This is a genomic window from Micromonospora sp. S-DT3-3-22 (genome assembly GCF_015354745.1).
GTDB classification, from domain to species: domain Bacteria; phylum Actinomycetota; class Actinomycetes; order Mycobacteriales; family Micromonosporaceae; genus Micromonospora; species Micromonospora wenchangensis.
Genome location: NZ_JACGMO010000008.1, coordinates 70977 through 92972 on the forward strand (window position 1 = coordinate 70977; position 21996 = coordinate 92972).

The window sequence follows — 21996 nt, forward strand, 5'->3', positions numbered from 1 at the left end:
CGACGGCCACGGACCCGACCGCCGACGGTGCCGGCCGTCCCCGTCAGGTCGACAGAAACCACCACGTCCCCTCGATTGACCGGGAGAAGAAGTTGACCGCGCTCGCTGAGTTCCACACGGCACGGGCCAGGCTGATCGACCACCCCCTCTACGCGCAGATCTCCACCGAGGAGCGGCTGCGGATCTTCATGAAGCACCACGTCTTCGCCGTGTGGGACTTCTTCACCCTGCTCAAGCGCCTACAGACCGAGGTGACCTCGGTGACCCTGCCCTGGCGGCCCCGGGGGCACGCCGAGCACGGCCGGTTCATCCTGGAGATCGTCCTGGCCGAGGAGACCGACGAGGACATCGGCGGGGGCTACATCAGCCACTTCGAGCTGTACCGACGGGCGATGGACGAGATCGGCGCCGACACCGCGCCGATCGACGGGTTTCTCGCCGCGCTGGACAGCGGTGTCAGCCCGGTGGCGGCGCTCAAGGACGAGCGGATCCCCCCGAGTGTCCGCGACTTCGTCGGGCACACCCTCGGCGTGGCGCTGAACGGCGCACCGCACGAGGTGGCGTCGTCGTTCTGCCACGGCCGGGAGAACCTGCTGCCCGACGTCTTCTCGGCGGTCCGCGCCAACGTCGACGACGTACTCGCCAACGCCCCGGTGTTCCGCCACTACCTCGACCGCCACATCGCCCTCGACCACGACGAACACGGGCCGCTCGCGCTGCGGCTGCTCGCCGCGCTCTGCGACGGCGACCCGCAGCGTGAGGCCGAGGCCACGGCCGTCAGCATCGCGGCGGTCAAGGCCCGCACCGGCCTCTGGGACGGGGTGCTCGCGGAGTTCGACGCAGTTCGTTGATCGATCACGCCCCGCCGGGCCGCCGGTGGGGGACCGGGACCTGGGTGCCCGGACGCCTCGACCGGGCCAGCGGCCGGTGACCCCGAATGCCGAGAGAGAGTGGATTCCCGAGATGCCTACGTTGTGCAAGCCGTCGGTGGGTGTACCGGAACATGTCGTCACGATGGAAGAGACTCTGGAGTTCGCCAGGACGGTCCACGCCGGCAAGCAGCAGCTTCCGCTCGCGCTCCGGCTGATCGAGAACACCGGCGTACGCAAGCGGCACATCGTCCAGCCGATCGAGCAGGCGCTGCGCCATCCGGGTTTCGAGGAGCGCAACCGGATCTACGAGATCGAGTCGAAGAAGCGCTGTCCGGGCGTCATCGAGGAGGCCCTGGCACACGCCGGGGTGACCGCACGGGACATCGACGCGATCATCTACGTGTCGTGCACCGGGTTCCTGATGCCGTCGCTGACCGCCTGGCTGATCAACACGATGGGCTTCCGGCCGGACACCCGGCAGCTCCCGATCGCACAGTTGGGCTGCGCGGCCGGCGGGACGGCGATCAACCGGGCGCACGACTTCTGCACGGCGTACCCCGGGGGCAACGTGCTGATCGTCTCCTGCGAGCTCTGTTCGCTCTGCTACCAACCCACCGACGACGGGGTCGGCTCGCTGCTGTCCGACGGGCTGTTCGGCGACGCGGTGGCGGCCGCCGTGGTGCGTGGCGACGGTGGCACCGGCATCACGCTGGAACGCAACGCGTCGTACCTGATCCCGGACACCGAGGACTGGATCTCCTACGCCGTCCGGTCCACCGGATTCCACTTCCAGCTGGATCGCCGGGTGCCCGGCACGATGGAACCGCTCGCCCCGGTGCTGCGCCGGTTCACCGACGGCCACGGTTGGGACGTCGGCAACCTCGACTTCTACCTCATCCACGCCGGCGGTCCGCGCATCCTGGACGACCTCGCCAAGTTCCTCGACGTCGACCGGGACATGTTCCGGCACAGCTGGGCGACCCTGACCGAGTACGGCAACATCGCCAGCGCGGTCGTCCTCGACGCCGCCCGCAGGCTCTTCGACGAGGCCCCGCCGACGCCCGGCGACCGCGGGATCATCGCGGCCTTCGGCCCGGGTATCACCGCCGAGATGACGGTGGGCAGTTGGCGGGTCGACACCCTCGGCGCCCTGGACCTGGCGCCACCCGACGCGGCGCTGCCACGTCGTGACCCGGAACTGGTCTAGGGAGAGGAAACCGTCGCATGAGCGGCCTCATCGTCCCACCCGGCGAGGGACGCAAGCTGATCACCAAGGCGCAGGAGGTCACCTTCAAGGTCACCGAGGCGCACGGCTCGGTCACCTCGATCTTCGAGGTGGTGGTGCCCCCCGGCTTCGACGTCGGCGCGCACACCCACCACCACGCGCAGGAGTTCTTCTACGTCCTCGACGGTGAACTCGACCTGCTGGCGTTCGAGCCCACCACCCGCACCACCGACGGGTGGCAGGACTGGGCGTCCGCCGCCGGGGACCGGGTGGTGACGGCGGGTCCGGGCAGTTGCATGTTCGTCCCGGCCGGCTGCCCGCACGCGTTCCGCAACTCCACCGACGAGCCGGCGCGGATGCTGTTCCAGAGCCATCCGTCGCCCGACCACGAGAACTACTTCGAGGAGATCGTGGAGATCTTCTCCGCAGGCAGGTCGGTGGACCCGGACGCCGTGCAGCGGCTGCGCGACCGGCACGACGTCGACCAGATCACCCCCCTGCGGTACGGCCTCCCGGCCCTGACCGGCACCAACGGCAATCCGGCGTAGTGGGGAGATGAGAGTGGACGCGATTCCTCTGGTCCGACCGAGTCTGGGCGAGCGGGAGCTGGCCGCGGTCGCGCAGGTGTTCTCCTCGGGCTGGCCGGCCGGCCAGGGGCCGAGCGGCAAGGCACTGGAAGCCGACCTCACCCGCCGCTACGGCGTGGCCGACGCGGTCGCGGTCAGCAACTGCGGTGCCGCCCTGCATCTGGCGCTGCTCGCCCTCGGTGCCGGCACCGGCGACGAGGTGATCGTCGCCGACTACACCTTCCCCGCACCCGCCCACGCCGCCCGCTACGTCGGGGCCACCCCGGTCTTCGCCGACGTACGCCCCGACACCGGCACCGTCGACCCGGAGGCCGTCGCCGCTCTCATCGGCCCCCGTACCGTCGGCGTCATCGCCGTGGACACCCTCGGCCTGCCGGCGGACTACGACGAGCTGAACGACCTCACCCGACGCCACGGGCTGTTCCTCGTCGAGGATGCCGCCTGCGCCATCGGCGCCACCTACCGCGGTCGACCCGCCGGTGCCCTGGCCCCCGTGGCCTGCCTGTCCTTCCACGGCCGCAAGGGCATCACCAGCGGCGAGGGTGGCGCCCTGCTCACCACCGATCCGTCCCTCGCCGTCGACGCCCGCCTGCGCTCCTCGTTCGGCATCGGCAGCATCTTCGACCAGGCCCAGGTCGTCGGCCTGCCCGTCCCCGAGTTCACCGAGATCGGCTACAACTACAAACTTTCCGACATCGCGGCGGCGATCCTCCAGGTGCAGCTCACCCGCGTCGAGGAACTTCTCGACCGCCGCCGCGCCGTCGCCGCGCACTACGCCCACCTGCTCGCCGACGAGGAACTCGTCACCCTGCCGCACGTGCCCGACGACCGCACCCATGCCTGGCAGTCCTACCTGGTCACCCTGCATCCGGACGTCGACCGCGCCAGCGTCGCCACCGCGTTGCGCGCGCACGGCATCGGCTGCGGCCACGGCACCTGGGCCAGCCACCGGCAGCCCGTCTACGGCAGCAGCCGGCACTGCCCCGTCTCCGCCGACCTCGCCCGGCGCAACCTGGCCATCCCCATGCACGCCGAACTCACCTCCGGCCAGGTCGAGCGGGTCGTGGAGACCCTGCGCGCCGCGCTGCGCACCCGCACCCGGGCGGGGGCGGCGTGAACACCCGTCCACCCGTCGTGGACCACGGCGTCGGCCCGGCCGTCGGGGTCGCCGGGAGCACGGAGGCGATCGACGCCGTGCTGCGGCGGTTCTTCGTCGACCGCCGGGCGGAGGCCGACGCGATCGGGCCGGGCTTCGCCGCGGCGGTCGGCGAACTGGAGGCGTACGTGTTGCGCGGCGGCAAACGCGTCCGGCCGACCTTCGCCTGGCTGGGCTGGATCGGTGCCGGCGGCGACGCGGCCGGCCCCACCGCCGAGGCCGTCCGGCACACCTGCGCCGCGCTCGAACTGCTCCACGCGTCGGCCCTGATCCATGACGACATCATCGACGCCTCACCGACCCGCCGGGGTCACCCCGCCGCGCACGTGGCCTTCGCCGAGCACCACCGCCGGCACCGCTGGCCGGGTGACGCGGAGTCGTTCGGCACCGGCAGCGCCATCCTGACCGGGGACCTGGCCCAGGGCTGGGCCGACGACATGATCCGCGGCGCCGGCCTCCCCGTCGAAGCGTACGAACGGGTCGGCCCGGTCTGGTCGGCCATGCGCACCGAGGTCCTGGCCGGCCAACTGCTTGACCTGTGGGCCGAGGCCGGCAACGACGAGGAGGTCGACTCGGCGTTACGGATCGACCGGTACAAGACGGCGGCCTACACGGTGGAGCGTCCGCTGCACATCGGTGCGGCGGTCGCGGGCGCGGACGCCGCTCTCGTCGCCGCCTACCGCGCGTTCGGCGTCGACATCGGCATCGCCTTCCAGTTGCGTGACGACCTGCTGGGCGTCTTCGGTGACCCGGCGTTGACCGGCAAGCCGTCCGGCGACGATCTGCGCGAGGGCAAGCGCACCGTGCTCCTCGCGACGGCCCTGCGGCACGCCGACGACCGCGACCCGGCCGCGGCGGCGTACCTCCGGGCCAGGATCGGCACGGACATCTCCGCCGACGAACTGCGCAGCATCCGGGGGATCTTCACCGACGTCGGCGCCGTCGACCACGTCGAGCGGGACATCGTCCGGCGCACCGAACGGGCCCTCGACGCGCTGGAGGCCAGCGACGCCACGCCCCACGGCCGGCGTGGGCTCGCCGCGATGGCGGTCAGCGCGACGCAACGGCGCTGGTGAGCGGGTTCGACGCCGACCGACGTGCCCTCCCGGCGACCCGGCGGGACGGGGCGTCGCGGACCGCCACCGCCGCATAGACGGACGGTGTTACCTTGAGGCCGTCCACTGGCGACGGTTGGGGGTAGGCATGGCGGAGACTGCCGGGCGGGTGCTGCCGGTCTACCTGGTGGCGGACGAGTCCGTCTCCATGACTCCGGTGGTGGGTGAGCTGAACGCCGGGCTCCAGTCGCTGCACGACGCCCTGCTGCGCGAGCCCCTCGCGGCGGCCAAGGTCAGGTTCTCGATCATCGGTTTCTCCGAGGACGTGATCGTCCACTCGGCCCTGTCCGACCTGCGCAACGAGACGTCGCTCCCGCAGCTGTCGGTGCGGGCCGGGACCGCCTACGGCGTCGCGTTCAGTCTGCTGATCGACCGGATCCCGGCCGACGTGCGGGCCCTCAAGCGGGAGGGCTTCGCGGTGCACCGGCCGGCGGTGTTCTTCCTCAGCGACGGGCAGCCCACCGACCCGGGCCAGTGGGAGCCGGTCTACGCCGAACTGACCGACCGGGAGCGCACCCCGACCGCGCCGAACATCATCGCGTGTGGCATCGGTGAGGCGCGGGCCGAGACGATCCTGCACGTGGCGACCCGACCGGAGTTCGCGTTCGTGGCCACACCGGGGGTGGAGGTGGGGTTCGCGATCGCCGAGTTCTGCACCGCCCTGACCCGCAGCGTCATCAGGTCGGGGCAGGCCGTCGGGGGTGACACCGCAGAGCTGGTCGTGGAGCGGCCGGACAGCTTCCGGATGGCCGTGGACGTGGTGTGAGCTTCGACTGGGCGCCGCCGCTGATCGGGGTGCCGGGCCCGGAGTCGCCGGCCCGCGCCCCGCAGACACAGCCGTACCGGCCGGACACCGTGGCCGACGGCTGGGCGGCGGCCGGTTTCGAGGTACGGGCGGCCTCCGTACGCGGGCCCGGCCACCGGGCGTCCGGCGTACCCCGGCAGGATGACTTCGCGCTGGCCACGGTGGCCGGTTCGGTGATCGCGGTGGTGGCCGACGGGGTCTCCAACGCCCCGCTGTCCCACCTGGGCGCGACCATGGTGTGCCGGACGGTCGTCGACTACCTGCTGCGCGCCGACGACACCGTCGACTGGCACGACCTGCTGCGCTGCGCGGGCTGGGCGCTGGTCGACTACGCCGGGCGGCAACTGGGCGAGACCGACCCGCAGCGGGCCGAGACGCTGCTGGCCAGCACCGTGGTGGTCGCCCTGGTCCGGCCGGACGGCCCCGGGCGGGCGCTCGCCCACCTGGTCCGGGTCGGCGACTCGACCGCCTGGCGGCTGCGCGACGGCACCTGGGAGCCGCTGTTCACCGACCTGGCCGACCCACGGGACGAGCTGCTCCCGGACGGCGTCGCCGCCCTGCCCCGGGTGCCCGCCGAGGTCGACCCGGTGGCGGTGACCCTCGCCGGGGACGACGTGCTGGTGCTGGCCACCGACGGCTTCGCCGAGCCGCTCGGGCACGGCACCGGGGACCTCGGGCGGCTGTTCGGCGACGCGCTGACCACGCCTCCCGCGATGACCCGGCTCGCCTGGATGCTCGACTTCACCGGCGGATCGTGGGACGACGACCGCACCGTGCTGGCCGTCTGGCCGGTGCCGCCCGAGCCGTCGTGACCGGCCCGCTGCCGCCCGAGGTGAGCCTGTCCGCCCTCGGCCCGCGTACCCGGATCGGCACCGGCGGTCAGGGCACCGTCTACGCCCTCACCGAGGACCCCCGGTGGGTCTACAAGGAGTACGCGACCCGGTTCGTCGACGACGTCGACGTCGCCACGTTGAACCGCTTCGTCCGGCTCGCCGCCGGGGCCGGACCGGATGCGGAGACGCTGCTCGGTCTCGCCGCCTGGCCCACCGCGATCGTCCGCAAGGAGGGCGTGGTCCGGGGGTTCCTGATGCCACGGGTGCCCGACCGGTTCCGGGTCCGCATCCAACTGCCACGCGGGCCGGACACCGTCCTGGCACAGGTGCAGTACCTGTTGAACAGCGACGACTACCTGCTCGACCGTGGGCTGCACATCGACGACCGGATGCGCCTCGAACTGCTGCGGGACACCGGCGAGGCGTTGACCCTGCTGCACCGGCTCGGCGTCTGCGTCGGCGACCTGTCACCGAACAACCTGCTGTTCAGCCTCGACTCCCGGCCCCGGTGCTACTTCATCGACTGCGACGCGATGCGGCTGGACGGCGACTCGGTGCTGGCGCAGGCCGAAACCCCCGAATGGCACGTACCGGACGCGGACGCCGAGGAACTGGCCACGCCCGCCACCGACGCGTACAAGTTCGGGCTGCTCGCGGTACGCCTGTTCGCCGGTGACCAGCAGACCCGCGACCCGGACGCGGCCCGGCGGCGGCTCGACCGGCACCTGGTCACCCTCGCCGGCCGGAGCCTGGACCCCGCCCCGCACCTGCGGCCCGCACCGCAGGAGTGGTCGGACGCCCTGGAGCGGAGCATCCGCCGCACCCCGCCGACGGCACCGCCGCGCCGGGCGGTTCCCCCGACCGGCCCGGAGCCGACCCGTCCGGACGCCGTCCGCCCGGACCCGGTACGCCTCGTCGTCCCCGCCCCTGCGGCGGCCGGTCCCCGACGGGCCGGCCGGGGTTGGGGCCTGCTCGCCGCAGCGCTGGCCGCGATCGCGGTGATGGCCGGCCTGATCAGCGCCAACGACGACTCCCCGGGCACGCCCTACCGGGCCGGGTCGGGCCTGCCGACGGGGCTGGTCCGGCAGCCGTCCTATCCCCCGTTGCCGACGGGGATCCCGGGCCTGACCCGGCCCACCGGCAGTTCAGCAGGGGTGACCGGACTTCCCGGCCTGCCCCTGCCGACCCGGCTCGACCTGGAGAAGCTCCTTCCCCTGGCCCGGCCCTGTCTTTTCAGCGACGTCCGGGTGGGCAGTGGCCTGAACCGGACGTCCGCCCGGACGAAGTCCTCGGTCGTCGCCGTCCGCGGCTTCCTGTGCGGGATCAACATCGACGCGCCACGCCTGGACGACCGGAGCAGGACCCAACTCGCCCGGGCCGCCACCCTGACGAAGAACGGCCCGTTCCCCGTCGCGACGATCATCGGCGTCCGCACCGCGACCGACGGCAGCCCTCAGGTCAACGTGGTGTTCGACCCGGACGGTGCCGGCTCGTCGGCCGGCTGCTGGCGCTCCCGGCTGTCGCTCGTCACCGACGACGACGGATACCACGTCGGCTCGATCTCCGCGCCGGCCCGGTCGTACTGCCCGTGACCGCTGGCGCCCTTGTGCAGCAGGTCGTTGACGGCGGCAGCGGTGGACGGCGGCAGCGGACGCCCCGGCTCGACCGGGAAACCCAGCTCGGCGACCAGGCTGCGGTGCCGTAGGTCGACGGTCGCCTCCACGATGTCGGCGAACAGGCCCGCCGCCGACCGGGCCCGCCACCAGGAGACGACACCGAGGGTCACGCCGAGCGCCGCCGCCGGCCACCACCACGGAGCCAGCGTGAGGTAGAGCACCGCCCAGCCGGCCGAGGCGACGGCCCGGTCGAGCCGGTCGCGCGCCTGCGTCACGTCGGTGCGCCCCTCGGGGGTGAGCAGCAGCCACAGGCGCGGCCAGATCAGGCCCAGGCGGAGCCCGTACTGTGCGGCCACCCGGTCGTCGGCGAGCCGGATCCGGTCGCCGATCCAGGTCGGTCGGGCCGGCAGGTACACCGCCGGAACCACCCGTCCCCGCGCGGTGAACCGGCGCACGGCGGTGGCACGGCGGCGGGCGGTCAGCGCCGTCGACAGCCGGCCGGCCGGGCCGACCCAGGCACCCAGCCAGACGTGGCGGACGCCCCGGCCGGCCGCCTGGGCGCAGCCGGCGGCCACTGCGGCGGCACCGACGACGAGCGCCCCGACCACCAGGGCCAGGCCGATCCGGTCCCGCAGGTGATCGACCGCGTCGGCTGCGGCGAGCGCCGCCCCGGGTACGTCGAAGACGGCACCGCGCCCCGGCAGCACCGCGAAGGCGGCCACCGCGAGCCACAGCAGGGCCGGGCCGAGCGCCCGGGTCAGCCAGCGGTCGTTGATCCGCCGTCCGACCTCGCCCAGCAGCACCTCGATCATGGCTCGGACCGGTACGTCATCGCCGTGTCGGTGAGCGCGCAGTTCGGCACCCGGCCCCGGTCGTCGCGGTGCGCCCGGCGCGAGCAGCGGTGCAGCGGGCAGCGGTAGTCGCCGTCGAGCACCACCGGCGCGAGACCCTCCAGCCGGGCGCCCCCGGCGTGGTCCGCCGGGCCGACGCCGATGCTGCGCTCGGTCTCGGTCTCGGTCATCCAGCCGAGCTGCCGGCAGACCTCCGCCACCGGCCTGCCGGCGGCCAGTTCGTCGAGGAGTTCGTCGAGCAGGTCGCTCCACGCCCCCGCCTCCGCCCGTTGCCGCAGGGTCGGCACGGCGGCGCACAACGAGGCCAGCAGGCGGCGTTGCTCCATGTACGACACTCCTGTCGGTTGACGCCCGAGCTGCCGTCGAATCTACTGAGTCGGTGCCATCGCCGGAGCGGTCCATCGATGCGGTGGACCCGCTCATCGTCGCCTACAACGACAGCGGCGACGAGTCGCTGCTGGTCCGGGCCGAGGGCGTGGCGCGGGACCTGCTCGCGGCGGACCCGTCCCGGGTGGACGTGCTCGCCGCGCTCTCCACCGTCCTGATGCTGCGGGGCCGCACCTCGGACCCGAAGCAGCTCGACGCGGCCGTGGCCGCCGCCGGGAAGGCGACGGCGCTGACCCCGCCCGACGATCCGTGGTGGCCGTACGTCAACGCCCAGCTCGCCCTGGTCGTCGGCTTCCGTTTCGAACAGCGGCGCGAGGTGTCGGACCTGTCCACGGCGAAGCGGCACGCGGACGTCGCGGTGGCCGCCGTCGACGCGAACGACCCCGTCCGGATCGACGTGCTGATCCGCTGCGTGAACGTGTACCGGCTCAGTTTCGAGCGGTTCGGCCAGCTCGCGGACATCGACACGGCTGTCCGCCTCAACCGGGAGGTGCACCGCTCGACCGACCCGGACCACGTGCTCACCGCCCACCAACTGCTGGCGCTCTGCCTGGTCATGCGGTTCGCCCGGACCGGCACCCCGGGCGACATCGACGAGGCGGTCGCGCACTGCCGCAGCGGTCTGGCCACCATGCCCGCGCGGCACGTCGACCGGGCCGCCCTCAACGGCGTGCTGGTGATCGCGCTGGTCCAACGCTGGGTGAGCCTGGACGGCGACGACGACGCCGACCTGCACGAGGCGGTCCGGGTCAGCCGGCAGGTCGTCGCCGACCTGCCGAGCATCGGCACGGTCCGCGCGCAACTGCTGGCCACCCACGGCGCCCTGCTGGTCATGCACGGCCTCAGCAGCAACTCGTCGGCGCACCTGGACGAGGCGATCCGCAGCTCCCGGGAGGCCGTCGACGCGCCGACGGCCGGCACCCAACGGGCCGGCCACCTGGTCAGCCTGGCCCACTCGCTGCTCATCAGGGCCCGGATGAGCAGCGACCCGGCCGGGGTCAGCGACGCCGTCGACACCGGCATGGCCGCCCTGGCCGGCTTCTCGCCCGGCCACCCGGACCGGGCGCGGGCCCTCAACGTGCTCGGCACGGCCCTGCGGATCCGCTACCTGATCGATCACGACCCGGCCGACCTCGACGCCGCGGTCGGCATGTGGCGGTCGTCGTCGGCCTCCCGGGCGGGTGCCGTCGAGATCCGGATGACCGCGGCCCGCACCTGGGCGCAGACCGCCGCCGAGGCCGGTGACGCGAAGCTGGCCCTGGAGGCGTACGGCACCGCCGTGGGTCTGCTGCCGCTGCTCGCGTGGCGGGGGCTGGACCGTACCGTGCAGGAGAAACGGCTGGCCACGGTGTCCGGCCTGGCCGGTGACGCGGCTGCCTGGGCCCTCGCCGCCGGGCAGCCGCACCGCGCGGTGGAGCTGTTGGAGCAGGGCCGGCAGGTGCTGTGGTCGCAGGCCCTACAGACCCGCAGCGACCTGTCCGCGCTGGCCGCCGTCGCGCCCGCGCTCGCCGACGAACTCGACCGGACGCGCCGGGAGCTGGACGGCACCGGGGCGTCCCCGGTCGTCGAGCTGCCGACCCGTCCCGGCTGGGAGCTGGGCCGCGACCTGCTGACCAGCGCGCTGGGCGGGCCGCACCGTGCCGAGACCGAGGACGCCGGTCACCGCCGCCGGTTGGCGGAACGTTGGGAGCAGCTCGCGGCCGAGGCCCGCCGCCGGCCGGGTTTCGAGAACTTCCTGCACCCGCCGTCGTTCGCCGCCCTCCAGCCGGCCACCACGGGCGGGGCGGCGGTGCTGGTCAACACCTCGCGTTGGCGCAGCGACGCGATCATCGTCACCACCGACGGGGTACGCGCCGTGCCGCTGCCGTGGCTGTCCCACGACACCGCCCAGCGTCGGGCCGTGGCGTTCCTTGAGGTGCAGCGGGCGGTGGAGGCGGGTGGCGGGCCGGTCGAGCGGGCCGCGCTGCACCAGACGCTGGTGTCCCTGCAACGCTGGCTCTGGGACACCGTCGGGGAGTCCGTCTGCGCGGCCCTCGACGACATCCTCGGTGGCGGGCCGGACCGGCGGCACCGGGTGTGGTGGTGCCCGACCGGGCCGTTGACGATGCTGCCGTTGCACGCCGCCGGCCGGTTCGGCGCGAGCGCCCCGCTCGCCGCGCGACGCCGCATATCGGTCGCCGCCCGCTGCGTGTCGTCCTACACCCCGGGCCTGTCCGCGCTGCTGCGCGCCCGTGCCACCCCCACGCCGGACGCAGCGCCGCAGGCGTTCGCGGTGGGGCTGGGCACCCTGCCCGGCCAGGCGCCGTTGCCCGCGGTCAGCGACGAGCTGCGCGCGGTCAGCTCGCACGTGCCCGGCCTGCGGGTGCTCTCCGGCCGCAGCGCCACCGTCGAGGGTGTGCTGACCGCGCTCGAACAGCACAGTTGGGCGCACTTCGCCTGCCACGGCGACCAGGACTTCAAGCAGCCCAGCGCCGCCGCCCTCCGGCTGGTCGACGGCAGGCTCAGCGTCCTGGACCTGGCCGGCCGGCTCGCCAGCCGCAACCAGTCGGCCGGCGGGTGCGACCTCGCCTACCTGTCCGCGTGCCGCACCGCAGCCGGTGGTCGGGACCTGCCCGACGAGGGCATCCATCTCACCGCGGCGTTGCAGATGGCCGGCTTCCGGCACGTCATCGGCAGCCAGTGGGCGGTCGCCGACCGGGTGGCGGCCCAGGTCGCCGACGACGTCTACGCCGGCCTGCGGACGGGGGGACGCCTGGACGCCGACGGTGCGGCCGTCGCGCTGGACCGGGCCATCGACCGGGTACGACGTGCGCACCCGGACCGTCCGGAGGTGTGGGCGGCGCTGATCCACACCGGCCCCTAGCACTCCCGGGCCGGCCGGTCACCCCCGTCCGGCGAGGGTGACCCGGGCTCGTCCTACACGGTCAGAACGCGCACGGCGGCAGCCCATGGTCGGCAGGCAGCGGCACCGACGCGCTCATGCCGAGCGTGTGCCCGGGTCGGCCGCACCCTTCCCGGGGTACGCCGGAAGCGGCGTGCGGCGAGCCCGGCCAGCCCGGCGCCGATGGCGTTGACCAGCACGTCACCCGGTCCAGCCACAGGACGTACTGTGCGGTTTCGATCAGGACCGAGCAGCCGGCACCGAACGCCAGGACCTGCGGCACCGACGCCAGCGCCGCGAACCGGATCGGGGCGAAGAACCCCAGCGCCGCGCAGACCAGCAGGTTGCCGCCGATCCCGATCGGCCCTATCGGGACCAGGTCCCGCAGCGGCACCAGGCTCACCCGGCCGGGGGCGACGCCCGGCATCAGGGTCAGCCACACGAACGGCACCGTCCCGTAGACCATGCCCACCTCGGCCAGCGGCCTGCGCCACGCCGAGGTGACGCCGGCGGCACGCCGCAGCCGCGCCAGCGCCCACACCACCAGGGCCGCCAGTGTGGCGGGTTCGACGCCGCATGATCTAGCGGTGGACCTCCCGAAGCATGGCGCGAGCACACCGGTCACCGTTGCCCCTCCCGATCCCGACTGCGGCGGCTTGTCGCCCAGTCCCAGATGGCCTTCCTCGCCACCGAGCTGAACTCACCGGTCGTGGGCTTCGCGAAGAGCAACCTCTCCAACTCCTCCGACGGCCCCCGCTCCGCCAACACCCATCCCCGTGCCATCCATGCCACGGACGAGAGAAACTCGGGAGGATTCCCCAACAGAACGGCGCGGTCCAGCGCCGGGAGCAGCAACGGCACTGTCTCGTCCAGCCGCCTGCGGATCAGGTCGGACATTTCAGCCGCGCTCGCCTCGTCCGTGATCCGCCACTGATCGCCGCCGGAGAAGCCGATCCGGTGCCGCCAGAGTCCGTGCAGGTGGCCGGGCCGCACCGAGGCCGGGAGTCCGTAGAGTAGGCGATCACGTTCCCACTTGGGGGCCACCGTCAACGCCACGTTGATGTAGAACACCTTCTCGAACCTGGTCGAGTGGTCGGACGGCTGGAACTCGACGATTACGCCATCACCCTCTGGCGAGAAACAACGGAAGGTCCTCTTGTCGCGCTCGAAGCCGTATCCTGTGAGTTGATCCGCGACGCCCTTGACAAGCCTGCTGAACAGCGCCTGCACAGACATGCAGGAAAGCCCCTTCTTGATTCAGTTCGCCCACTTCCAGACGGCGTGGAAGCCCTCGGTCTGCCGCATCCAGAAGTAGCCGTACGTGGTGGTGCTTCCGAGGTAGGGACCGATCTGCGCGAGGATAGCCTTGGTGCCCTCCCGGTCGCGCCCGGCCAGGTAGTTGGCCAGTGCCAGCCAGTGTCGAAGCGTGATACCGCGGCCGATCAGGCGCGGTTCGCCAGTGCCGCGCCACTTGGTTGCGCACGCGTCGATCTCTCGGATCACCTCGGGGCGGCGGAAGTAGCTCGCTTTCGCGGTCAGCGACTCCGCCCGGGTGTCGAAACCGTACTCGCGCAGTGCGTACTCGAAATGGGCGAGCAGCGGCAGCATCGTCACCGATGAGCCTGCGGGCGCGGCGGCGGCGGGCTCGCGGGCTGCGGCGAACATCGCTTCGTGCGAGCCGTACCACTTCTCGCAGAGGAAGGTCACCGCCATGAGGTGGGTTTCGAAGTTGTACGGGTCGCGCGTGACCGACTCGCCCATCGCGGCGAGGAACTCGTCGCGTTGCCGGTGGCCGTCGGCGAGCGTCGAGGCAATGCGGGTCACCCATGGGTAGGGGTCGTCGGGGTTGAGTTCCACCGCGCGTTGGCTGGCCCGGGCCGCGAGGGTGGAAAGCCGGTCGAACTCCTGGAACTGCTCACGGCTGGTGTTGCGCGCGGACGCGCCGCCCCTGGCCTCACCAGCCTGGTCCATCAGGGCGTCAGCCCGCAGGACGGCGACCGTCGGGTCGTCCGGCACAGCGGCTTCCCACGCGTCCAGCCAGTGCGGGGACTGTCCGGCAGCGATGCCCAACACCGCGAGCCGACGACCGCGTAGTTCCCAGTCCCGACCAGTGGCGTCGATCAGACGCCCGGCTGCCGCCCAGTCGCCATCGAGCGCCCGGTCACGCACGCGTCGCAACTCCAGATCGGCCTGACCGAAGTCGGTATCTGGCCTGGGTGGCTTCCGAAAGAGTCCGAACACCCGAGGATCATAAATACCTTGACCACTACACCGTCCACCCGCCCGAGCCCACTCGGCTTCCGTATGGTCGGGATCGGTGAACGGGAACAGACTCCAGTTCCCCACGGTGACCCCACCTACGGGGTGGCCTCCAGGGTGCCGGTGTTTGCGGGGCTGGTCGACGTATGTCGAACATCCTCGACGCCAACCTTCGACACGGCTCGACGCCGCAGGGCTGGCAGGTGTTCATTTCGTGTCCGGCCGGCGGGCATCACGCACCAGGCACCGGAACGCCGACCTGCAGTCGGGCATCACCGGCGAAGCGGCAGATGAACGACCTCAACTTCCTGCCCTGCGGCGGGCCATACCTGAATGAGATGCCTCTCAACAGGTTGATCCGGACCGAACGGCAGAGCCCTGACTTCTTGTTGGCCCGCGACATGGACCCTGATTCGATACCACGAGTCAGGAAGGCCGGTAAAGGTGGGCAGTCCCGGGGGCGGGTCAGCGGAGGGAGAGCTTACCGATACCATTCCGCTCGGCGTGTGCTGACTGACCTCCACCACGCCGTCCCATCCGCCGCTCCGCACGGGCGGTGACGCATCGTGGATCTCAAGTCGAACGTGGACTGGTCCATGGAAGGTTCCCGCCAGGATCATCGCACCGCTTGACCCCAGCGCCACCATCCCGTTTCCCGCAGTCGCGTCGGGAAGGGCATCCGGCGCCCCGTCGTAGTCGACAAGTTCGTAGAAGCCATTCACGGTCCTCACGACATCTTCTCCGTACGCCATGGGACCTGAGTAGCCTGAGTCAAGATCACGAAAGCTCATCGCACTAGCCTGACATCGGCGGGTCCCGGCCAAGCACGGATGCCGAGAGCCGCGCTGCTGTGCCTGGCCAACACCACTTGCGACCCGAATTCCGGAGTGGTCCCCAGGTTCCCGGGTCGATACGTTGATGTCCGAACACCCACGAAGCACCGCCTCACGACGAATGAGCGTTGCCGCCGCGACACGGCCAGCCAGCAGAGCCAGATCCCGATGGGTTGTCCTGACCGCCCAGCCCGTCTTCATCTACGCCGCCACACGCGGCGTCGCCGCTACGACGTCAGTCCGTAGGGTGGTGCGGGAGGATTCGCACCCACCCCAGTGCGTGGTGGGACCGGCCACTGCGGGATCAGAACGTTGTCGCCGGTGACTTCGAGCGCGGTGATCGTGGTGAGGTCCGGACGTGAGCGATGCTTGTCACAAGAGCACTTACCGGGCACCCAACCGACCACAGGGGACAAGAAGCGAAGGGGCCTGACCGCCATTTCGGCGGGTCAGACCCCTCATGATCTTGTGCGCCCGAAGGGACTCGAACCCTAACCTTCCGATCCGCAGTCGGCGGCCCCGTAGGAGAAGTCATCCATATCGCACTCCAGCAAAGCTGGTCCAATTGTCTAGTCCCGGATCCTGGTGAGTCCGGCCGGACAACCACAGTTCCATGCCCCCTGCCGGGCCACGAGCCGCGCAGCACTACTTTCCCGACCGGGGCGGGGGCCCAACTTCCGCGCCGGTCCGAGGGGGTCCATGCCAGTTTCCCGACGTCCGAGCACCCGGGGGGGCACCCAGACACCGCTGGAACTGGAAGGCCGTCCGCAAACAGTTCACCACACCGACCGGCAGGTGGCTGCCCATCACCGCGGACGGGGCCATGCACCAGCCGATCACGGCCATCCCAGTGACCTGCTACCGGCAACGCACGATCCCCAACCCCTGACCCACACCCGACAACGCCTGACGACAGCAACCGTGGAAAGCCCGTTGCGCGGAGACGCGCACGGCGGGTTCGGCGAGCGGCCTGGAGAAACGGACCAACGGCAACGCTGACACCACGCCCCACGCTGACTTAACTGGTCCGAACACGGACGGTCCGTGGTCGCCGAGGCGCTGCACGACACCTACCCGCGCTGGGCGAGGAAGGGCCAAGTGCCGTAGGTGCAGCTGATGCCGAGCCCGGACGTGAGGGGAGCCGTCGTTACTGTTCGTCGATGTCGTAGCCGGCGGCCACGTCGGCACACTCGACGACGCTCACCTGGTCGGCCCGCATGCGCAGGTACGCCCGCGCGCCCTGGTCGCCCCGCGCGGTCGCGGCTGCCGCCACCCAGTGGTCGCGGCCCAGCAGGACAGGATGGCCCGGCTCGCCGTCGTAGCAGGCGCGGGCCAGGCAGCCCGGGTGTGTGTGGGCCCGCAGCCGGGCCACCGCCGCTGCGGTGACCCCGGGCATGTCCACCAGGTGCACGCACACGGCGGAGATCCTGGGCAGGCCGGCGACCGTGTTCAGGCCGAGCCGTAACGACGAGGCCATACCCTCGGCCCAGAGCGGATTGTCGACGACGTGGACGCCGGTCAGGTCGACGGCCGACCGGGCCTGGCGGGCTCCGGCGCCGAGGACCGCGATGAGCGGCTCGCACCCGCCGTCCCGGAGCGCGCGGAGCGCCTGCGCGAGGAACACCGGCGCCTTGGGCCCTCCGTAGCGGCGCCCCGCCCCGGCGGCCAGGACCAGTCCGGCGACGGGGTTCGCCGCGCTGTCAGGGTTCGTCCCCGCCCATGGCACGTCCGTCCGCCCGTTGGGGCGGATGAGGTCGTGGGAAGGGGTTGTCCGGCCTGCCGACGCACGGCCGACCGGCGGTCGGACGTCAACCATGGGCCGTCGTCGTCGCGTGGACGCCGATGGAAAGCCGGGAGTCCCGCAGCCGGCCCCCGGCCCGGCCGTTTCCCGCCGCGACCACCTCGGCGAGGATGGACAGGGCCGCCTCGGCCAGCGACGCGCCGCCCAGGTCCAGCCCGGCGGGACCGGCGAGCCGGTCCAGGCCGGGTGTGCCGGCGAGGCGTCGTAGGCGCTGGGTGTGGGTGGCCCGGCTGCCGAGTGCCGCCACGTGTCCCGCGCCGCCGGCCAGTGCCGCGCGGATGGCCTGGTCGTCGATACGGGGGTCGTGGCTCAACATGACCACGGCGTCGCCGGGTCCGGGCGGGTGGCGGGTCAGCCACTCGCCCGGCCAGGCGCGCACCAGCCGGACGCTGGCCGGCAGCGCCCCGGACCCGACGTGGAGGGGGCGCGGGTCGATGACGGACACCGCCAGGTCCAGTGACTCCGCCAGGGTGGCCACCACCCCGGCCAGGTCGGTCGCTCCGGTGAGCACCAGTTGCCGTCGGCGCGGAAGCTCCTCGACGTACGTCGGGTGGCCGTCGGGGAGCTGGTCCCTGCTCGGGGCCACCGACCACTGGTACGGCGGCTGTAGTCCGACGCCCACCGCGACGGGTCTGTCCCACCGCAACGCCACGGTGATCGCGTCGTGCACCGGCGGCGGTGGTGCGGGCAGCACCAGCACCTGCATGGTGGCGGAGCAGGCGGGCGCTTCCTCCCACGGCAGCAGGAACTCCCCCGGTGTCACGGGCAGCACGTGCGCCGCCGCTCCGGCGAGGACGGCGCGGGCGGCCTCCACGATGACGGCCTCGACGCAGCCTCCGGACACCGAGCCGCGCCACGTGCCGTCCGCCGCGACGGCCATCGTCGATCCGAGCGGCCGTGCTCCCGGGCCGTCGCGGGCCACCAGCCGGGCGAGGGCGACGGGGCGTCCGGCCCGGCGGTGGGCGTCGACGAACGACCAGACCTCACGCAGCATCGGGTGTGCCCGGGTCGGCGGGCTCCAGCACCCGGTCGAGGCGGATCGGGAGGATCCGCTGGCGGGTGCCCGTGGCGTGCCATACGGCGTTGGCGATCGCCGCCGCGGTGCCGGCCGTGCCGATCTCGCCGAGCCCGTTGAAGCCCGACGGGTCCTGCGGCTCGTAGTCGGGCACGAAGTCAGCCTCGACGTCGGGCACGTCGGCGTGGGCGGCGAAGTGGTAGCCGGCGAAGTCGCCGTTGGTCTGCCTGCCGGTACGCGGGTCGCGCACGTTCTCCTCGTGCAGGGCCATGGACAGCCCCATGATCATTCCACCGATCACCTGGCTACGGGCGAGCAGCGGGTTGATCACCCGGCCCACGGCGAACATGCCGAGCAGGCGGCGCACCCGTACCTCGCCGGTCGCGGGGTCGACGGCCACCTCCGCGAAGACGGCGCTGTAGGTCTGCCGTTCCCGGCCGGGCTGGTAGTCGATCATCGTGGTGGTGTCCACCGTCGCGGTCACCGGCCGGGCCGGGTCGCCCAGGTTCTCCCGCAGTTTCCTGGCGGCCTCGGTGATGGCGAAGGACCAGGACGTCGTACCACGGGAGCCGCCCGCGCCCCACGCCATGCCGAGGTCGCTGTCGCCGATCCGGATGCGGACCCGCTCCGCGCCGGCCCCGAGCGCGTCGGCCGCGACCGCCGTCAGCGCGGTACGGGCACCCGTACCGATGTCACTCGCGCCGACCGACACCGTGAACGTCCCGTCCGCCTCGGCCGTGATCGAGGCCGTCGACGGGAACACCCCGGCGCTGAACGAGGTGGTGGCCATGCCGGTGCCGATCAGCAGCGGGCCCTCGCTCCGGGTACGCGGACGCCGGTCGCGCGCCGCCCAGCCGAACCGGCGCGCGCCCTCCCGCAGGCAGGAAACCAGGCGGCGGCTGCTGAAGGGCAACCCCGACACGGGCCCGACCGGGGGCTGGTTTCGCAGGCGCAACTCCAGCGGGTCGATGTCCAGCCGCTCCGCCACCTCGTCGATCGCCGACTCCAGGGCGAACGAGCCGGGCGTCGCGCCCGGCCCACGCATCGAGGCCGGCGGCAGGATGTCGAGGGGCACGGCGGTGAGCTGCGTACGGATCGCCGGCGCGGCGTACAGGATCTTGGCCTGCTCGGTGCACCACTCGATGTACTCGGCGAGCGGCGAGAGGGCGTACGCCGGTCGGTGGTGGATGGCGCGCAGGCGGCCGTCCGCGTCGGCACCGATGCGCACCAACTGGTCCGTCGGGGGCCGCGACGCGGTCGCCTCGAATACCTGCACCCGGGTCATGACGACCCGCACCGGGCGTCCGAACCGTTCGCTGGCCATCGACCCGAGGATCACCTGCGGGCCGCAGGCGCCCTTGCCGCCGAAGCCGCCCCCGACATGCTCGGCGCGGATGTGCACCCGTTCCCGGTCGATGGACCACAACGTGGCCAGCACCTCGGACACGCTGAACGCGCCCTGGTTGGAGTCCACGGCGTACACGTGGCCCCCGTCCCACCACACGGTCGCGGCATGCGGCTCCAGTGCGCTGTGGCTCTCCTCCGGGGTGCGGTACCGCTCGTCGACCACGACCGCCGACGTCGACAGCTCCGCCTCCACGTCACCGGTGTCCGCCTCCGGGCCGAAAGCGGTCGATGCCGGCCGGGCCGCCGGGTGCTCCAGGCTGAAGTCCAGGTCGTGCGGCTCGACGTCATAGGTCACCCGCAGCGCTGCCGCCGCCGCCCTGGCCTGCTCGGGCGTTTCCGCCACCGCCAGCGCGACCGGCCGGCCGGCGTACGGGATCACGTCGTCCTGGAGCAGTTGCATGCTGCCGTCCGGGCCGAAGTAGTTGCCGGCCCGAGGGTTGAGCCGGGGCGCGTTGCGGTGGTCGAGCACCCCCAGCACACCCGGCATGCCGAGCGCGGTCGAGGCGTCGATGTCGCGGATCCGGCCCCGGGAGATGGGGGCGGTCACCATCCAGCCGTGGGCCAGATCCGGCACCGGCACGTCCGCGGCGTAGCGGGCGGCACCGGTGACCTTGAGCGGGCCCTCGATCCGGGGGCGCGGGGCACCGACGGCACCGGGATTGAGGTCTGCGCTCATCGGGTCCTCTCCGTTCCGGCGAGCCCACCGAGCACGGCCTCGACGAGGTTCCGCGCCAGGGCCACCTTGTATCCGTTGTCGCGCAGGGGCTTCGCGGCGCTCAGTTCCGCCTCGGCGGCGGCGCGGAACAACTCGGCGGTGGGCCGGGCGTCGCGGAGCACGGCCTCGGCGGAGCGGGCCCGCCAGGGATGCGACGCCACGCCGCCGAGGGCGATGCGCACGTCGCGTACCACGCCGTCGCGGACGTCGAGCGCGGCGGCGACGGAAACCGTCGCGAAGGCGTACGACGCGCGCTCGCGGACCTTGCGGTAGCGCGACCGGGGGCTCCGCGCGGCCCCGGGCAGGGCGACGGCGGTGATCAGCGCGCCGGGTGGCAGCGCGGTCTCCCGGTCCGGACGGTCGTCGACCGGCAGGTAGAACTGCGCCAACGGGATCTCACCGGTGCCGTCGAGCGTCTCGTAGCGCACGACCGCGTCGAAGGCGCAGAGCGCCACCGCCAGGTCCGAGGGGTGGGTGGCCACACAGTGCGCGGTGTGGCCGAGGATCGCGTGGTTGTGGTGCACCCCGGCGATGGCGGCACACCCACTGCCGGGGATCCGCTTGTTGCAGGGTGAGGAGAGGTCGGTGAAGTAGCCGCAACGGGTCCGCTGCAACAGGTTGCCGCCCACCGTGGCCATGTTCCGCAGTTGGCCGGACGCGCCCGCCAACACCGCCTGGGCCAGCGCCGGGAACCGGCGGCGCACCTCGGGGTGGGCGGCCGCGTCGCTGTTCGTGGTGGTCGCACCGATGACCAGCCCGCCGTCCGGTGCGTCCTGGACACCGTCGAGGGGAAGCCGCCGTACGTCCACCAGCCGGGTCGGCTCCTCGACCCCGCACTTCATCAGGTCGACGAGGTTGGTGCCGCCGCCCAGATACCGGGCACCGGCATTCCCGGCGACCGCCGTGAGCGCCTCGTGGACCTGTGTGGCGTGCTGATAGGCGAACTCCTTCACCCCGCCACCCCCGGCCGGGCGGCGGTCTCAATCACCGCGCGCACGATCGACGGGTACGCCCCGCAGCGACACAGGTTGCCGCTCATCCGCTCGCGTACCTCGGCCTCGTCCAGTTCCGGCGCGCCGTCCGGTGAGTCGTCGACGGTGACGGCGCTGGGCCAGCCGGCCGCGTGCTCGGCGAGCATCCCGACCGCCGAGCAGATCTGCCCCGGAGTGCAGAAGCCACACTGGAAGCCGTCCCAGCGCATGAACGCCTCCTGGATCGGCTGCAGCCTGCCCCCGACGGCCAGCCCCTCGACGGTGGTGATCGCGGCAGCGTCGGCGGCGACGGCGACGGCGAGGATCAGACAGGAGACCACCCGCCGGCCGTCACGCAGCACCGTGCAGGCACCGCACTGCCCGTGGTCGCACCCCTTCTTCGGCCCGGTGACGTCCAGGTCGTCCCGTAACACGTCGAGCAGCGTCCGACGGTTGTCCACCGACAGTCGGTGAGTCACGTCGTTCACCAGCAGCGTTATCGTGCTGTGTGTCTGATCGGTCATCGTCGTCACCTCCCGCTACAGATCTTGAATGGTCAGGTTGTGTCGGGTTCGAGGGTCAGGCCGGTGTGGGCGAGGAAGCTGTCGAGTAGGTCGGTGCGGTACTGGATGCTCTTGAGTCGGTGTTTGATGATCGCCTGGAGGTG

Annotated in this window: 19 protein-coding genes; 9 read left to right on the forward strand and 10 right to left on the reverse strand. The window is 72.4% G+C overall.

Annotation, left to right across the window (positions count from 1 at the left end):
• Positions 1–92 precede the first annotated feature (92 nt).
• The 8 genes from H1A17_RS03865 (at position 93) to H1A17_RS03900 (ending at position 8185) form a co-directional block, all read left to right on the forward strand.
• Positions 93–851 carry a DUF3050 domain-containing protein gene (locus H1A17_RS03865; protein WP_145922256.1) on the forward strand — a complete coding sequence of 253 codons (759 nt, stop codon included), beginning with the start codon at positions 93–95 and terminating at the stop codon, positions 849–851.
• A 112-nt stretch (positions 852–963) separates the two neighbouring features.
• Positions 964–2079 carry a type III polyketide synthase gene (locus H1A17_RS03870; RefSeq protein WP_145922257.1) on the forward strand — a complete coding sequence of 372 codons (1116 nt, stop codon included), beginning with the start codon at positions 964–966 and terminating at the stop codon, positions 2077–2079.
• Between the two features lie 17 nt (positions 2080–2096).
• Positions 2097–2645, forward strand: coding sequence for a cupin domain-containing protein (locus H1A17_RS03875; protein WP_194821075.1), 549 nt, complete (start codon positions 2097–2099; stop codon positions 2643–2645).
• A gap of 13 nt (positions 2646–2658) precedes the next feature.
• The gene (locus H1A17_RS03880) at positions 2659–3801 is read left to right on the forward strand and encodes a DegT/DnrJ/EryC1/StrS aminotransferase family protein (protein WP_194821076.1); all 1143 of its coding nucleotides are present in this window, start codon (positions 2659–2661) and stop codon (positions 3799–3801) included.
• A complete protein-coding gene (locus H1A17_RS03885; protein ID WP_194821077.1) occupies positions 3798–4916 on the forward strand; it encodes a polyprenyl synthetase family protein in 1119 nt (372 codons plus the stop codon). Before H1A17_RS03880 ends, H1A17_RS03885 begins: the two co-directional genes overlap by 4 nt.
• A gap of 127 nt (positions 4917–5043) precedes the next feature.
• Positions 5044–5721, forward strand: a complete 678-nt coding sequence (locus H1A17_RS03890; RefSeq protein ID WP_145922261.1) for a hypothetical protein — start codon at positions 5044–5046, stop codon at positions 5719–5721.
• Positions 5718–6572, forward strand: coding sequence for a protein phosphatase 2C domain-containing protein (locus H1A17_RS03895; RefSeq protein WP_145922262.1), 855 nt, complete (start codon positions 5718–5720; stop codon positions 6570–6572). The genes H1A17_RS03890 and H1A17_RS03895 overlap by 4 nt, the downstream gene beginning before the upstream one ends.
• Positions 6569–8185 (forward strand): hypothetical protein, encoded by a 1617-nt coding sequence (locus H1A17_RS03900; protein WP_194821078.1) that lies wholly within the window; start codon positions 6569–6571, stop codon positions 8183–8185. The genes H1A17_RS03895 and H1A17_RS03900 overlap by 4 nt, the downstream gene beginning before the upstream one ends.
• An 832-nt stretch (positions 8186–9017) precedes the next feature.
• On the opposite strand, the gene H1A17_RS03905 is transcribed toward H1A17_RS03900, so the two are convergent.
• Positions 9018–9386 (reverse strand): hypothetical protein, encoded by a 369-nt coding sequence (locus tag H1A17_RS03905; RefSeq protein WP_194821079.1) that lies wholly within the window; start codon positions 9384–9386, stop codon positions 9018–9020.
• 53 nt (positions 9387–9439) lie between these two features.
• Here H1A17_RS03905 and H1A17_RS35470 point away from each other — a divergent pair, with 53 nt between their 5' ends.
• The gene (locus H1A17_RS35470; RefSeq protein WP_194821080.1) at positions 9440–12310 is read left to right on the forward strand and encodes a CHAT domain-containing protein; all 2871 of its coding nucleotides are present in this window, start codon (positions 9440–9442) and stop codon (positions 12308–12310) included.
• Positions 12311–12371: 61 nt separating this feature from the next.
• On the opposite strand, the gene H1A17_RS03915 is transcribed toward H1A17_RS35470, so the two are convergent.
• The 9 genes from H1A17_RS03915 to H1A17_RS03955 form a co-directional block, all read right to left on the reverse strand.
• Positions 12372–12953: a VanZ family protein gene (locus H1A17_RS03915; protein ID WP_228542886.1), complete on the reverse strand. Its 582-nt coding sequence runs from the start codon at positions 12951–12953 to the stop codon at positions 12372–12374.
• The gene (locus H1A17_RS03920; protein WP_194821081.1) at positions 12950–13564 is read right to left on the reverse strand and encodes a DUF4304 domain-containing protein; all 615 of its coding nucleotides are present in this window, start codon (positions 13562–13564) and stop codon (positions 12950–12952) included. The genes H1A17_RS03915 and H1A17_RS03920 overlap by 4 nt, the downstream gene beginning before the upstream one ends.
• A gap of 21 nt (positions 13565–13585) precedes the next feature.
• Positions 13586–14569 carry a hypothetical protein gene (locus H1A17_RS03925; RefSeq protein WP_194821082.1) on the reverse strand — a complete coding sequence of 328 codons (984 nt, stop codon included), beginning with the start codon at positions 14567–14569 and terminating at the stop codon, positions 13586–13588.
• 290 nt (positions 14570–14859) lie between these two features.
• Positions 14860–15378, reverse strand: coding sequence for a hypothetical protein (locus tag H1A17_RS03930; protein ID WP_194821083.1), 519 nt, complete (start codon positions 15376–15378; stop codon positions 14860–14862).
• Positions 15379–16567: 1189 nt separating this feature from the next.
• Entirely contained in the window at positions 16568–17146 is a 579-nt protein-coding gene (locus H1A17_RS03935) for a nucleotidyltransferase family protein (protein WP_309236692.1), read from the reverse strand.
• 82 nt (positions 17147–17228) lie between these two features.
• Complete coding sequence (locus tag H1A17_RS03940) at positions 17229–18215, reverse strand: XdhC family protein (RefSeq protein ID WP_194821085.1); 987 nt, start codon at positions 18213–18215, stop codon at positions 17229–17231.
• A complete protein-coding gene (locus H1A17_RS03945) occupies positions 18205–20319 on the reverse strand; it encodes a xanthine dehydrogenase family protein molybdopterin-binding subunit (RefSeq protein WP_194821086.1) in 2115 nt (704 codons plus the stop codon). The genes H1A17_RS03940 and H1A17_RS03945 overlap by 11 nt, the downstream gene beginning before the upstream one ends.
• On the reverse strand, positions 20316–21311 hold the full coding sequence (locus tag H1A17_RS03950) for a xanthine dehydrogenase family protein subunit M (protein WP_194821087.1): 996 nt from the start codon (positions 21309–21311) through the stop codon (positions 20316–20318). The genes H1A17_RS03945 and H1A17_RS03950 overlap by 4 nt, the downstream gene beginning before the upstream one ends.
• Positions 21308–21853: a 2Fe-2S iron-sulfur cluster-binding protein gene (locus H1A17_RS03955; protein ID WP_194821088.1), complete on the reverse strand. Its 546-nt coding sequence runs from the start codon at positions 21851–21853 to the stop codon at positions 21308–21310. Before H1A17_RS03955 ends, H1A17_RS03950 begins: the two co-directional genes overlap by 4 nt.
• Positions 21854–21996: the final 143 nt, after the last annotated feature.

Coding starts and splice junctions, on each gene's coding strand:
- H1A17_RS03930 (WP_194821083.1), bottom strand. CDS start 15,378: ATGAGCTTTCGTGATCTTGACTCAGGCTACTCAGGTCCCATGGCGTAC.
- H1A17_RS03870 (WP_145922257.1), top strand. CDS start 964: ATGCCTACGTTGTGCAAGCCGTCGGTGGGTGTACCGGAACATGTCGTC.
- H1A17_RS03920 (WP_194821081.1), bottom strand. CDS start 13,564: ATGTCTGTGCAGGCGCTGTTCAGCAGGCTTGTCAAGGGCGTCGCGGAT.
- H1A17_RS03890 (WP_145922261.1), top strand. CDS start 5,044: ATGGCGGAGACTGCCGGGCGGGTGCTGCCGGTCTACCTGGTGGCGGAC.
- H1A17_RS03955 (WP_194821088.1), bottom strand. CDS start 21,853: ATGACCGATCAGACACACAGCACGATAACGCTGCTGGTGAACGACGTG.
- H1A17_RS03875 (WP_194821075.1), top strand. CDS start 2,097: ATGAGCGGCCTCATCGTCCCACCCGGCGAGGGACGCAAGCTGATCACC.
- H1A17_RS03945 (WP_194821086.1), bottom strand. CDS start 20,319: ATGAGCGCAGACCTCAATCCCGGTGCCGTCGGTGCCCCGCGCCCCCGG.
- H1A17_RS03905 (WP_194821079.1), bottom strand. CDS start 9,386: ATGGAGCAACGCCGCCTGCTGGCCTCGTTGTGCGCCGCCGTGCCGACC.
- H1A17_RS03940 (WP_194821085.1), bottom strand. CDS start 18,215: ATGCTGCGTGAGGTCTGGTCGTTCGTCGACGCCCACCGCCGGGCCGGA.